This is a genomic window from Aeromonas sp. SrichE-2G (assembly GCF_017939565.1).
Classification (GTDB): domain Bacteria; phylum Pseudomonadota; class Gammaproteobacteria; order Enterobacterales; family Aeromonadaceae; genus Aeromonas; species Aeromonas taiwanensis.
This window is the reverse complement of sequence record NZ_JAGKRG010000003.1, coordinates 1-12891: the sequence shown is the minus strand read 5'-3', so window position 1 is coordinate 12891 and position 12891 is coordinate 1. Positions and strand designations below refer to the sequence as shown.

At 63.1% G+C, this 12891-nt stretch carries 13 protein-coding genes; 8 read left to right on the top strand and 5 right to left on the bottom strand.

Annotated features, from left to right (window positions below):
• Positions 1-40 precede the first annotated feature (40 nt).
• Together mrcB and J9885_RS01050 are read left to right on the top strand one after the other, a co-directional pair.
• On the top strand, positions 41-2368 hold the full coding sequence (mrcB, locus tag J9885_RS01055; RefSeq protein ID WP_210547812.1) for a penicillin-binding protein 1B: 2328 nt from the start codon (positions 41-43) through the stop codon (positions 2366-2368).
• Between the two features lie 53 nt (positions 2369-2421).
• The gene (locus J9885_RS01050; RefSeq protein WP_210547811.1) at positions 2422-2823 is read left to right on the top strand and encodes a VOC family protein; all 402 of its coding nucleotides are present in this window, start codon (positions 2422-2424) and stop codon (positions 2821-2823) included.
• Between the two features lie 92 nt (positions 2824-2915).
• Here J9885_RS01050 and J9885_RS01045 read toward each other — a convergent pair whose 3' ends face one another.
• Entirely contained in the window at positions 2916-3236 is a 321-nt protein-coding gene (locus tag J9885_RS01045) for an SMR family transporter (RefSeq protein ID WP_043764202.1), read from the bottom strand.
• A complete protein-coding gene (locus tag J9885_RS01040; protein WP_210547810.1) occupies positions 3224-3625 on the bottom strand; it encodes an SMR family transporter in 402 nt (133 codons plus the stop codon). The genes J9885_RS01045 and J9885_RS01040 overlap by 13 nt, the downstream gene beginning before the upstream one ends.
• Before the next feature lie 156 nt (positions 3626-3781).
• On the opposite strand from J9885_RS01040, the gene J9885_RS01035 reads away from it, so the two are divergent.
• On the top strand, positions 3782-4663 hold the full coding sequence (locus J9885_RS01035; protein ID WP_043764205.1) for a LysR family transcriptional regulator: 882 nt from the start codon (positions 3782-3784) through the stop codon (positions 4661-4663).
• Positions 4664-4683: 20 nt separating this feature from the next.
• Here the strand turns inward: J9885_RS01035 and J9885_RS01030 are convergent, their stop codons facing one another.
• Complete coding sequence (locus tag J9885_RS01030) at positions 4684-5199, bottom strand: DUF2937 family protein (RefSeq protein WP_210547809.1); 516 nt, start codon at positions 5197-5199, stop codon at positions 4684-4686.
• Positions 5200-5391: 192 nt separating this feature from the next.
• Between J9885_RS01030 and J9885_RS01025 the strand changes: the two genes are divergently transcribed.
• A complete protein-coding gene (locus J9885_RS01025; RefSeq protein ID WP_043764207.1) occupies positions 5392-6099 on the top strand; it encodes a phosphatase PAP2 family protein in 708 nt (235 codons plus the stop codon).
• 250 nt (positions 6100-6349) lie between these two features.
• Positions 6350-7252, top strand: a complete 903-nt coding sequence (locus tag J9885_RS01020; RefSeq protein ID WP_043764208.1) for a sulfite exporter TauE/SafE family protein — start codon at positions 6350-6352, stop codon at positions 7250-7252.
• Positions 7253-7322: 70 nt separating this feature from the next.
• Here the strand turns inward: J9885_RS01020 and J9885_RS01015 are convergent, their stop codons facing one another.
• Together J9885_RS01015 and hemL are read right to left on the bottom strand one after the other, a co-directional pair.
• Entirely contained in the window at positions 7323-8144 is an 822-nt protein-coding gene (locus tag J9885_RS01015; protein ID WP_210547808.1) for a hypothetical protein, read from the bottom strand.
• Between the two features lie 198 nt (positions 8145-8342).
• Entirely contained in the window at positions 8343-9629 is a 1287-nt protein-coding gene (hemL, locus tag J9885_RS01010; RefSeq protein WP_210547807.1) for a glutamate-1-semialdehyde 2,1-aminomutase, read from the bottom strand.
• 221 nt (positions 9630-9850) lie between these two features.
• Between hemL and clcA the strand changes: the two genes are divergently transcribed.
• From clcA to erpA, 3 genes are all read left to right on the top strand, one after another.
• Positions 9851-11245 carry a H(+)/Cl(-) exchange transporter ClcA gene (clcA, locus tag J9885_RS01005; protein WP_210547806.1) on the top strand — a complete coding sequence of 465 codons (1395 nt, stop codon included), beginning with the start codon at positions 9851-9853 and terminating at the stop codon, positions 11243-11245.
• A gap of 88 nt (positions 11246-11333) precedes the next feature.
• Positions 11334-12026, top strand: a complete 693-nt coding sequence (locus tag J9885_RS01000; RefSeq protein WP_210547805.1) for a DUF6776 family protein — start codon at positions 11334-11336, stop codon at positions 12024-12026.
• Between the two features lie 89 nt (positions 12027-12115).
• Complete coding sequence (gene erpA / locus J9885_RS00995; protein WP_010675554.1) at positions 12116-12466, top strand: iron-sulfur cluster insertion protein ErpA; 351 nt, start codon at positions 12116-12118, stop codon at positions 12464-12466.
• The last annotated feature ends 425 nt before the right edge of the window (positions 12467-12891 follow it).

The following is a 12891-nucleotide window of genomic DNA, read 5'->3' as shown; positions in this document are numbered from 1 at the left end:
TCGCGAAGGCGAGATGACGAGTAGGAAAACAAGAGGATTTATGGCAACCCAACGACGCAAGAGCCCACCCAAGAAGGCGGCGCCCAAACGCACCATCTGGCGCACCCTGTTCTGGCTTGGTTTCAAGCTCTCCCTGGTGGTGGGCGCCTTCATGGTGGTGTTCGGCATCTATCTCGATACAAAGGTGCGCGAGCGCTTCGACGGCGAGAAGTGGCAGTTGCCCGTGATGGTCTATAGCCGCCCCCTGGAGTTGTACCCGGGGCAGCGCCTCTCCCAGACCCAGATGCTGCGCGAGCTCAACATGCTGAGCTACAAGCAGGTTCGCCAGCCCCACACCCCGGGGGAGTACGCGGTCAACGGCAATCGTATCGAGCTGGTGCGCCGTCCGTTCGAGTTCCACGACGGCGCCGACGGCGCCCGGGGTCTGCGCCTCACCTTCAGCGGCGCGCGTCTGGAGGGGATCCAGTCCCTGGAGAACCAGCGTCAGCTAGGGTACGCCCAGATGGACCCGGTGCTGCTCGATCGCCTCAACACCGAGGATCGGGAGGATCGCCTGCTGGTTCGCCTCTCCGAGGTGCCGGACAGCCTGCTGGTGACCCTGCTCACCACGGAAGACAGGGACTTCTACCAGCACGGCGGTGTCTCGCCGGTGGCCATCATGCGTGCCATGGCGGCGAACCTGCTGGCGGGGCGCACCGTGCAGGGGGGCAGCACGCTCACCCAGCAGCTCGCCAAGAACTTCTTCCTGACCCGCGAGCGCAGCCTCTGGCGCAAGCTGCAGGAAGCCTACATGGCGGTGCTCATCGATTACCGCTACAGCAAGGACGAGATCCTGGAGGCCTACCTCAACGAGGTCTATCTGGGGCAGAACTTCTCCCAGGGGGTCTACGGCTTCGGGCTCGCCTCCTACTTCTATTTCGGCATTCCGGTCAACGAGCTGGACATCGATCAGGTGGCCCTGCTGGTGGGCATGGTGAAGGGGCCCTCCTATTACGATCCCTGGCGCTTCCCTGACCGTGCCAAGGCACGGCGGGATCTGGTGCTCAAGCTCCTGATGGATCACGGCAGCCTGACCCAGGCCGAATATGAGCTCGCCAGCAAGCAGCCGCTCGGCATCATTACCCGTGGCCAGATGAGCTATGGCCGTACCCCGGCCTTCATGGGGCTGCTCAAGCGGGAGATCCAGAACCGCTTCGGCCCGGATCTGCTCAAGCAGTCTGGCCTCAAGATCTTCACCAGCCTGGACCCCATCGCCCAGCACGCCGCCGAGCAGGCGGTGCAGACGGGGCTGGCTACCATCGAGAAGCAGCGCGGCAAGAAGAAGCTGGAGGCGGCCATGGTGGTCTCCGACTGGCACAAGGGCGAGGTGGTCGCCATGGTGGGGGGGCGGGATCCCCGTTACGCCGGCTTCAACCGGGCGCTGGATGCCCGCCGCCAGATCGGCTCCCTGGTCAAGCCGGCGGTCTACCTGACCGGCCTCTCCAACGGCCTCACCCTGGGCACGCCGCTGAAAGATCAGCCGATCCGCATTCGCGGCCAGGACGGCCAGATCTGGACGCCGCAGAACTACGATCGCAAGTTCCGCCAGAGCGTGCCCCTGATGGAAGCGCTCGCCAGCTCCCTGAACGTGCCGACCGTCAACCTCGGGATGCAGGTCGGTCTGGACAAGGTGGTGGACACCCTGCACAAGATGGGCGTCCAGCAGGAGATCCAGCCCTATCCGTCCCTGGTGCTGGGGGCCGTGGCCCTGTCGCCCATGGAGGTGAACCAGATGTACCTGCCCATCGCGAACCAGGGGCTGACCCAGCCGCTGTCGGCCATCCGTGCCGTGGTGAACGGCGATGGCAGCCAGCTCTACCAGCATGACGAGACCGCGAAGCGGGTGACGGATCCCCAGGCTAGCTGGCTGACCCTGTTCGCCATGACCAAGACGGTGAGCCAGGGCACGGCCCGGGCGCTTGGCGCCAAGTTCCCCGGCGCCACCATGGCCGCCAAGACGGGCACCACCAACGAGCTGCGGGACTCCTGGTTTGCAGGCATGGACAACAACGAGCTGGTGAGCGTCTGGGTTGGCCGTGACGACAACACCCCGGCCGGGTTGACCGGTGCCAGCGGCGCCCTGCAGTTGTTCAGCGGCTACATGGGCCAGCGCGGGGTCAACAGCCTGAGCCTGAAGATGCCGGAAGGGGTGAGCTGGGCGAACTTCTCCCGTGCGAACGGGGCCCGGGTCGCGAGCGACTGCCCGGGCAGTCTGCAGGTTCCGGCAAGGCTGGCCGGCCTGGCCGAGCCCATGAGCTGTGCCAGCCCGGTCTCCAACCCGAACCCGATCAATGCCCTGGACAAGTGGTTCAACGGTTTCTTCAACTGATACCAACGCAATGAAACGGGCAGCCCAGGCTGCCCGTTTTGCAAGGAGTGTCCATGACCCATCCCCTGTTCGACGCCATCCACCACGTGGCCATCATCGCCAGCGACTATGAGCGCTCCCGCCACTTCTATCACCGGGTGTTGGGGCTGCCCATCGTCAGCGAGACCCTGAGGGCCGAGCGCCAGTCGTGGAAGCTGGATCTGGCGCTGCCGGACGGCAGCCAGCTGGAGCTGTTCAGCTTCCCGGCGCCGCCCCCGCGCCCTTCCCGGCCCGAGGCGTGCGGTCTGCGTCACCTGGCGTTCCGGGTGGCCGATCTCGACCGGGTCATCGCCCATCTGCTGCAACACGACGTGGCGGTAGAGCCGGTGCGGGTGGACGAGCTGACCGGCCGGCGCTTCACCTTCTTCGCCGACCCGGACGGTCTGCCCCTGGAGCTCTACGAAGCCCAGCGATAGGGCGGGCTCGCCGCGCAGGCGACGCACAACCCGACGCCATAAACACAAGAAGCCGCCCGAGTGGGCGGCTTCTTTGCATGGGATTGCCCGTATCAGGCGGTGGTGAGCAGGGCCACTGCCACCGCCATCACCAGGATCCCGACCCAGCCGATGGGCTTGAGGCGCTCGCCAAACAGCAGCAGCCCCCCGAGGGCCGTGCCCAGGATGCCGATGGCGCCCCAGGTGGCGTAGGCGATGGCGAGGTCTATCTTGCCCGTGCTGACCACCTCCGACAGCAGGGTGAAGGCGCAGAGCACCAGCAGGATGCCGAGCAGGCCCCAGCCCTTGTAGCGAAATCCCACGGAGCGGTTGATGGCCATGTTGGCGCTTATGTCCAGCAGCGCCGCGCCCAGTACGATGATCAACGGGTGCATACGGCCTCCTTCATCGGACGTGAGGTTGACGTCGAGGTTGGCTCATCATGGGTCTCACCCAGGGTCACCATAACAATCCCCACTATGGCCAGCGCCAGCCCGAGCAGCGCCTGAGGGCTGATGCTGTAATCCAGGAACAGCACCGAGACCAGGGTGATCAAGGCGATCCCCAGCCCTTCCCAGAGGGCGAACGCGATACCAATGGAGATTGTTTTGGCGGCTTTGGCCAACATCAAGTAGGAGAGGGCGATGAGCACCCACATGGGCAGGTAGCTGAGCCAACCCGCGCCATTGTCCGCGATGAGGGTCATGGAGGAGGTGCCGGCGACCTCGGTCAGGATGGCGCCGGTCAAAAACATCCGGGCCAATAACAGGCGACTGATTAACATAAAACGTCCTTTTGTGGCTTCGACCCGGCAAGGATAGCCGGGGCCCCGGCCGCATCGGGAATCGCTCAGCGTCGATTAATCGGACGCCATGGGTTTGCCTTGTGCGACAGGGGCGGGCTAAGGTAAAGACCGGATCCTCTGCATGCCAGCGCCTTTATGAAGCTCAATCAGATAGAACTCTTTGTGGAATCAGCGGAAAGTGGCTCCATTGCCAATGCTGCCCGCCGCCTTGGCAAGAGTCGCAGCGCAGTCAGTACGGCGATCGCAGCACTGGAGTTGGAGCTTGGCGTCGAACTTTTTGAACGCGGGGCGAATCGAAGTCGATTGACGGAGATCGGGGAGCAGGTGCTGGATGACTGCAAGCGGCTGCTGCAGGCGGCCAACAGCCTGCAGCTCAAGTGCGAGCACCATGCCTCCGGCGCCGAGGTGGCGCTGCGGGTGGCGCGGGACGACGCCATCCCCGAATCGGTCTGGCGTGACATGCTGGGGACCCTGCGCCGCCAGTTCCCCGGTACCAGCATCTCCCTGGTGCTGGCATCGCCCCCCGAGTTGCCTGCTTTGGTGGAGGAGGGGTTCGTGGATGCCGCCTTCGGCCTCATCACCGAGGAGCAGGAGCGCAGCGGCCTGTGCATCGATGTGCTGAACCCCATCCGCACCCTGATGGTGGTAGCGCCGAGCCACCCGCTGGCCGGTCTGAAACGGGTGCTGCAGCAGGATCTGAGCGGCCACACCCAGGTCACCCTCTCTTATGTCGACGAGTTCTCGGTCAAGAGTCTGCTGCCCATCGGGGGTCAGCACATCGGTCTGTCGAGTTTCGAGTTGATGCGGGATGCGGTGCTGGATGGTCTGGGCTGGGCCGTGTTGCCCTCGCCGCTGATCCAGAGCCAGCTGCGCCAGGGGGAGCTGCTGACCCTGAAGCACAAGTTCAGCCTGCAGTGGCGCGACTACGGGGTCTATCTGTCGGAGAACGCCCACCATGGCAAGGTGCTGGCCTGGCTCAAGAAGGCCATCGAGGCCTATCTCGAGCCTTTCCAGTGATCGTCAGGGCGTTGAGAGCCTCAGCGCAGGCTGCGGCGGGAGAGCGGTTGGCGGGGACGAAATGGCCACAGCAGGAGACTGAGCAGCAGATCCCCGGCCAGTGAGGCAATCAGGCCTGCCGCCACTCCGCAGAAGATGGCAGCCTCTTTGAGGGGGACCACGTAGCCGTAGTTGTGCAGGGTGTCCTGCCAGAGCTGGGGATCGGCGCGCAGCAGCAGGTGGCTGATCTGCCGGTACCAGGCCTGATCCCGGAAGGCGAATTCCTCCTGCAGGTGGTTCCGCTGGCTCACCAGCTGTTGCAGGCTGGTGGCATCCTGGGTGAAGACGGGATCCTGGCTGGCGCCGTAATGGGCGATCAGGGCCTGCAGATCGCCATTGAAGTGCTGGTCTGCGGTGCGCTGGAAGGGGGCCAGGCCGAGGCTGGCCTGTTGCAGGCGCGCGTCCAGCCGCTGGTAGTAGAGATCGACCAGCCCGGGGATCTGGACACCCGCCAGCAGGCCGAGGGCAAACAGCATCATGCGAAGGTAACTGCGCATCATCATCATCCTGAAGAAACGGAGTGGTCATACTAGCCGCAAGCCGTGGAGGCGCCAAGGTGGCTGGCCCTTGTACCGATCGGGCGGGAGGACTCAACAAGGTTCGGTTTTGACACGAATGCTTACATTTTTGTGATTCAGAACAGCTTTCTGCGGGCCTAGAATACCGGCTTTTTCCAAGGAACCGTCGGCATGTCCAAGTTCATCGCTTTCTATCTGGTCGGGGGCCTGATTGCCGTCAGTTGGGGCGCCCTGCCGGACCATGGCCCCTGGGATCAGTGGGATCTTGCCACCTTCCACCTGGTCAATGGCTGGCTCGGCCAGTCCGCCCGCTGGGCCGATCTGGTGGCCATCACCAATCATCGCCTGTTCGACCTGGCCGCCCTCGCCTGCATGGGGGGCATTCTGGCCCGCAGCTTCTTCTCTGCCGACGAGCAGGGGCGCCGCCGCCTGGTGGCCATGGGCTTCGTCATGCTCTTGGGGGCTCTGGTCATCAATCAGCTCGGCCACCTGCTGCCCGTCAGCCGTCCCAGCCCTACCCTGATGGTGGACGGGGCCCTGCGGCTGACCGAAATCAGTGCCATCCCGACCAAGGACTCCGCCGGTGACAGTTTCCCCGGCGATCACGCCCTGTTCCTGATGATCTTCGCCGGTTTCGCCCTGCGCTATCTGCCGCGCTGGGCCGCGGTGACCGCCGTGCTGATGGTGCCCCTGTTCTCGGCCCCCCGCATCCTCGCCGGCGCCCACTGGATGACGGACGTCTATGTCGGCGCCCTCAGTCTCTCCCTTGTCTGCCTGCCGCCGCTGCTGTTGACCCCCTTGTCCGACAGGCTGATCGACCGTCTCGCTCCCCGGCTGCCTCGCTGGATAGCCCGGGATTTCCGGGCAGCCAGGCAGTAAAAAGAAGAAGGCGGGTCACCCCGCCTTCTTTTGTTATGTCCCATCGGTGCTGTGGTCGTCGCGAAATGACCAGGACTACGCCCGATGAGCCCGGGCTGTCGCCCTCATGGCAAGTATGGTTAGCGTCATTCGAAATCCGCCAGCAAGAATCGGCGACGCCAAACGTTTGCATCTGACGAGAGCTTGATCCTGGCCAGGATTTTTTCCGGGCACTGCCTTAGAATCGCCGCCCGTTGCTGGAGGTCCCCCTATGCTTGTCACTTTTCTGCGTCTCTTGTTTATCGGCTGTGCCCTGGTCTTTATCTTCATGTTGATCCACGCCTGGTGGCACAAGCGCCGCCAGGGTCAGCTGGAGGCGACGCCCTTCTGGCCGGTGGCGGCCATCGGTTTCGTGGCGAACTTTCTCGATACCCTGGGGGTGGGCAGCTTTGCGGTGAAGACCGCCTGCTACAAGCAGTTCAAGCTGATCGACGATCGCTTGTTGCCGGGTACCCTCAACGGCCAGTGTGTGCTGCCGACCGTGACCCAGTCCCTCATCTTCATCGGGGCGGTCAAGGTGGATCCGGTGACCCTGATCGGCATGATGGTGGCCGCCGCAGCCGGGGCGGCCTGGGGGGCGCGCCACGTCGCCTCGTTCGATCGCCAGACCATCCGGCTGGTGATGGCGGTCTCCCTGCTGGTGGTGGCCGGGCTCATCTTCGCCGGGTTGCTGGGGCTCTTCCCCCTCGGGGGAGAGGCGATGGGGCTCAGTGGCTACAAGCTCGGGATAGCCCTGGCAGGCAACTTCCTCTTCGGGGTGCTGATGAATGTCGGCATCGGGCTGTTCGCCCCCTGCATGACCCTCGTCTATCTGCTCGGGATGAATCCGCTGGCTGCCTTCCCCATCATGATGGGTTCCACCGCCGTGCTCAGCGTCTTTTCGGCGGGCACCTTTATCCGCAAGGGGGCCTTCGATGCCAGGGCCGTGCTGGCCGTGGCGATCTTCGGTCCCATCGGGGTGGTGCTGGCGGCCATGCTGGTACAGTCCATGGATATGGAGATGCTCAAATGGCTGGTGGCCTTCATCGTCATCTACACCTCCTGGACCATGTACGCCTCCTGGCGTGCCGCCCGTCGCGCGCCGCAACCCCAGTTGGCAGAAGTCACCGGCTAGTCAATCCGTTCATCCCTTCTGTGCAAAACGGCGGGTGACCCAGGGGTCACCCGCCGTTTTGCTTGCCTCGTCACTGTGGTCGCCGGAAGCCCCTGTACCGACGGGTGAGGAGCCTGCGGGTGTCCCCCGTGTGGGGTGGCTGCCGCTGGCCGGAGGCGACCAGCGCGGCCTCGGCCCTGGCTCCGAGAAACACATAGAGACCGAGCGCCAGCAGCAGTCCCACGGCACAGCCCATCACCCCCACCGCAGGCCAGAGCAGCTCGACCTGACCGAGAGAGCCCTTGAACAGCAACAGCAGCCCCTCGATGGAGACCGCGATCAGGATGGCGGCAATGAAGCGGGTGATGGTGCGGCGGATGGCACTGTGGCGGAAGATGTCCTTATGCAGCAGCACCTCCTCCTCCAGTATGGTCTTGCCGAGATCGAACACCGCCAGCGCCAGGGTCAGGAAGATGATGGCACTGAAGGCGCCAAGCCGGTTCTGCTGGGTGCCGCACAGCAGCAGATAGAGCTGCTCGAGGCCGTGCCAGATCAGGGTGGCGACGATGAGAAACAGGGCCAGGCTCAGGACGATATAAACGGCCCTGAACCAGGGGATGGCGCGGCGCCGCTCCCTGTCTCCCATCAGCCAGGCGATCAGCTGGTGCAGGTTGATCTCCAGCTCGCGGCCGTGGCCCTGCACCAGCAGGCGCAGTTGCCCCTGCGCCGCCGGCATGGGGGCCAGGATGCAGGGCTTGGCCGGGTGCGCCGCCAGAGTCCGGACGTCCTGAACGAAGGGGTAGGTCTTGAACGTCTCCCGGGGGAGGGTGAGCAGCCCCAGCAGCAGGGGGGCCAGCTCGGTCTCGTACTCCTGATAGCGCCGCAGCACATCGATGGGACTCATCTCTGCCATATGAACCTCGCTCAACTGGGCTCCTGTCTCCTGGGTGGTGCAAATAGTGGGCCCGTTTTATGACAGCCTTTGTGGCGTCGGTTGCACCGGGAAGTGGCAAGCCCGGGGATAGGAGGAGGACGTTGCACCAGAAGGAGCCACAGTGGCGCGCAAAAACAAAAAGGGCCCCGAGGGGCCCTTTGTTCATCCGGCAGCGGCTCAGCCTGCCAGCTTGGCGAAGCTGCGCTCGGCGGCGGCCAGGGTGTGTTCGATCTCCATGTCGCCGTGGGCCAGCGACAGGAAGCCCGCCTCGTAGGCGCTCGGCGCCAGGTAGACGCCCTCTTCCAGCATCAGATGGTAGAAGCGCTTGAAGCGTTCCATGTCGCAGCGGGTCACCTGCTCGTAGCGGGTGATCTCGGTCTCTTCGGTGAAGAAGAAGCCGAACATGCCGCCCACATAGGTGATGGTAAGCGGAATGCCATGCTTGGCGGCGGCGGCTTTGAGCCCCTCGGCCACCCGGGCGGTCTTGGCGCTCAGCTGCTCATAGAGCCCCGGCTCCAGCAGCAGATCCAGCATGGCAAGGCCAGCGGCCATGGCAACCGGGTTGCCGGAGAGGGTACCCGCCTGATAGACGGGGCCGGTCGGGGCGATGTGCTGCATCACCTTCTTCTTGCCGCCGAAGGCGCCCACCGGCATGCCGGCACCGATGATCTTGCCGAGGGTGGTCAGATCCGGGTCGATATTGTAGTGGCCCTGGGCGCCACGCAGGGAGACGCGGAAGCCGGTCATCACTTCGTCCAGGATCAGCAGGGCGCCGAACTCGTCGCAGATAGCGCGCAGCCCTTCCAGGAAGCCAGGGACCGGCGGGATGCAGTTCATGTTGCCGGCCACCGGTTCGACGATGATGCAGGCAATCTCGCTGCCGTACTGGGTGAAGGCCTCGCGCACCGAATCCAGATCGTTATAGACACAGGTGAGAGTGTGCTTGGCGAAGTCGGCCGGTACACCCGGGCTGTTGGGTTGGCCCAGAGTGAGGGCGCCGGAGCCGGCCTTGACCAGCAGGGAGTCGGCATGGCCGTGGTAGCAGCCTTCAAACTTGACGATCTTGTCGCGGCCGGTGTAGCCGCGGGCCAGGCGAATGGCGCTCATGGTGGCCTCGGTGCCGGAGTTGACCATCCGCACCTGCTCCATGGAGGGAACGATCTGGCGTACCTTCTCGGCCATCAGCACTTCTATCTCGGTAGGGGCGCCGTAGCTCAGGCCTTTCTCGACGGCCTTGATGACGGCGGCCTTGATGGCCGGGTGGTTGTGACCCAGCAGCATGGGGCCCCAGGAACCGATGTAGTCCACGTAGGCCTGGCCGTCCACGTCATAGAGGTAGGCGCCATCGGCGTGATCGATGAAGCGGGGAGTGCCACCGACCCCATTGAAGGCGCGGACCGGTGAGTTGACGCCGCCCGGAATGGTCTGGCGGGCCTGTTCAAACAGCTGATCTGATTTTGACATGGATCATCCTTAATGGGATTTTGGTCGTCATCCGGGCGCAGGCTGCGGATTGCGGCTCGGCAGGTCATGGCGGGAGGAGTATGCTTTGCGATCTCGCTACCCGGACTCTCGGTCTGCACCCGTGATAAATGAAACGGGCCGACTATAGCAGAAAGGCCCTGTGCTGGGCAGCCGAGCCGAGACCGGGGTTTTCGATCCTCGTCAGTTGAATGTGGTTACTCATGGTGCAACAAACTCTCCCCCTCGGCGAGGCGGCCGCGCCGCGTCGTGCTCCTGTCCTGCAGCGCCTGATCCGGCAGGACAAGATGCCACTCCTCGTGCTGGTACTGGCCGCCCTGGTCGGGGTCCTGGCCGGCCTGGTGTGCGGATTGTTTGAATCCGGTGTGCACTGGCTGGTCGGGCAGCGGCTGGATCTGCTGGCCGAGCGCCCCTGGTGGCAGCTCGGTCTGCTGGGGTTCGGGTTCAGCGCCCTGCTGGGTATGATCGGCTATTTCCTCACTCATGCCTTTGCACCGGAGGCGGGGGGCTCGGGGATCCCCGAGATAGAGGGCGCCATGGACGAGCTGCGGCCGGTGCGCTGGTGGCGGGTGTTGCCGGTCAAGTTCTTCGGCGGCATCTGCACCCTGAGCTCCGGCATGGTGCTGGGGCGTGAGGGGCCCTCGGTCCAGATCGGGGGCAACCTCGGCAAGATGGTGGCGGATATCTTCCGGCTGCCCAGGGAGCATGGCCACGCCCTGCTGGCGGCCGGGGCTGCGGGTGGCCTGGCCGCCGCCTTCAATGCCCCGCTGGCGGGGATCCTCTTCGTGATGGAAGAGATGCGCCCGCAGTTTCGTTACTCCTTCCTCGCCATCAAGGCGGTGGGGATCTCGGCCGTGATGGCGACCCTGATGCTGCAAAACATGAAAGGGCAGGCCCCCGTCATCACCCTGCCTCACTACGATGCACCGGCCCTGAAAGCCCTCTGGTTGTTCCTCTTCATGGGGGGCTGTTTCGGGGTACTGGGTTTCGTGTTCAACAAACTGGTACTCGCCTGCCAGGACGGTTACCTGGCCCTGCACCAGAACAAACGCCATCGTTTCGTCGCCATCGGCATGCTGGTGGCGGGCACCTTCGGCGTGCTGTCTCTCTTCGCCCCGTCGGTGACCGGCGGGGGCACCGAGCTCATCCCTCATCTGATGGATGGCCAGTATGCGATGGCCACGCTCTTCCTCATCTTCTCGGTGCGACTGATCGCAACCCTGGTCTGTTTCTGCTCCGGTGCCCCCGGCGGGGTCTTTGCGCCGACACTGGCCCTCGGCACCCTGTTCGGGGTGATCTTCGGTCATCTGTTCCATGCGGCATTCCCCGAGCTGGGCATAGAGCCGGGCGCCTTCGCCATTGCCGGCATGGGGGCGCTTTTTGCTGCCACCGTGCGTGCGCCCATTACCGGTATAGTGCTGGTGACCGAGATGACCGACAACTATCAGCTGATCCTGCCCATGATGATCACCACCATAGGCGCCACTCTGGTGGCGCAATGGCTGGGGGGACGTCCCATCTATTCCCAGATCCTAGAGCGAACTTTACGGCTTGCGGCGCGTCAAAAGCGGGGTGAAAGCAGCATGGCTGGAAGTTAACTCTTTGTTTATCCGCGCAATCCAGCAAGGTCGCGTATAGTGAAGGGATACAGGCCGTGATGATGTCGGCATATATAGAAGAGGCCTTATGTCCCAAATCGTGAAGTTACTGGTGGTGCTGGCAGTGGGGGCGAGCATCGGGTATTTCGTCGGGAATCGGCAGGAACTCGCCCAGAGCAGCCTGATGACGGTGCAACAAGAGACGTTGGAGCGACAGAGCAAGGCCATCAGTCAGCTCAAGACGGATCTGGGGGTCAAGGACACCCTGCTGGCTACCCAGAAGGCGGCCTTCGAACAGCTGCAGCAGATGCTCAAGGATCAGGAGGTCCAGGTTCAGGAGCAGAAGCGCCAGCTGGCCTTCTTCGAGCGTATCATGCGCCCTACCGGTGATCAGGTGGGGGTATCTATCGACAACCTGACCCTGCAGGAGACCAGCGTGCCGGGTCGCTATCACTATCGCCTGGCCCTGACCCAGCCCGCGAAGAAGCGGGAGCTGTTTCGGGGACAGGTGCAGATCCGGGTGGAAGGCAGCCTGGCAGACCAGCCCAAGACCCTGACTGGGCGGGATCTTGGCATGAAGGCCGGAGAGGGGCGTTATTCACTGCGCTACTTCCAGCTGCTCGAAGGCAACTGGCAACTGCCGGAGGGCTTCACGCCCGACCGGGTGAAGATCGTCATCGCCAAGGAGGGCCGTCAACCCGCCCAGGAATTGCTGGTGGAGTGGGGGGACGTGCTCAAACCCATGGTGACTCAACCCTCGCCTCTGCCGGCGGCGCAGTAAGGGAGCGGTGAATACTTGAACTGAATGGTCGGGTATTGGATAATTTCACGGTTTCCATGTTCGTGGATTTAACGGTTGTGAGGTCAGTAATGAGTGCAGTAGCAGAAGCCCCCTTGCCTATCCAGATGACGGATGCGGCAGCAAACAAGGTGAAGACCTTGATCACCGAAGAAGAAAATCCCGAGCTCAAGCTGCGGGTCTACATCACCGGGGGGGGCTGCTCCGGTTTCCAGTACGGTTTCACCTTCGATGAGAAAATCAATGACGGGGATACCGTCGTTGAGAAAAGTGGTGTGACGATGGTGATCGATCCCATGAGCCTGCAGTACCTGGTAGGCGGCAGTGTGGATTACACCGAAGGTCTGGAAGGTTCCCGCTTCACCGTGACCAACCCCAATGCCACCACCACCTGTGGTTGCGGCTCCAGCTTCTCCATCTGATTTGTCGCGGCAACGGAATTGAAAAGGGCCTCTCGGGGCCCTTTTTGTTTGTATATCACTCGAATTGGTCGTTACTTAAACAGTCGGCGTCGTTTATCAAAAAAAATCGCAATTTCTGCTTGTCAGCCAAGAATCGCTCCCTATAATGCGCCTCCATCAGCACGGCGCAGTGCGCGTCTGGTCCACCTTGCAAAGCAAGTTGGTGAGGGTTATAGTTTCAGACCCTGCTCTTTAACAATTTGAATCAAGCAATCTGTGTGGGCACTCACAGCATCGAGCATCAAAAACAATTTTTGATTTTCAATGTCTGATGAAGTGACCAAAGCAACTTTTAGTTGCAGCAGTTAATTCAGCAATTCATTGAGCCGCCTTTATAGGCAACCAAACTTAAATTGAAGAGTTTGATCATGGCTCAGATTGAACGC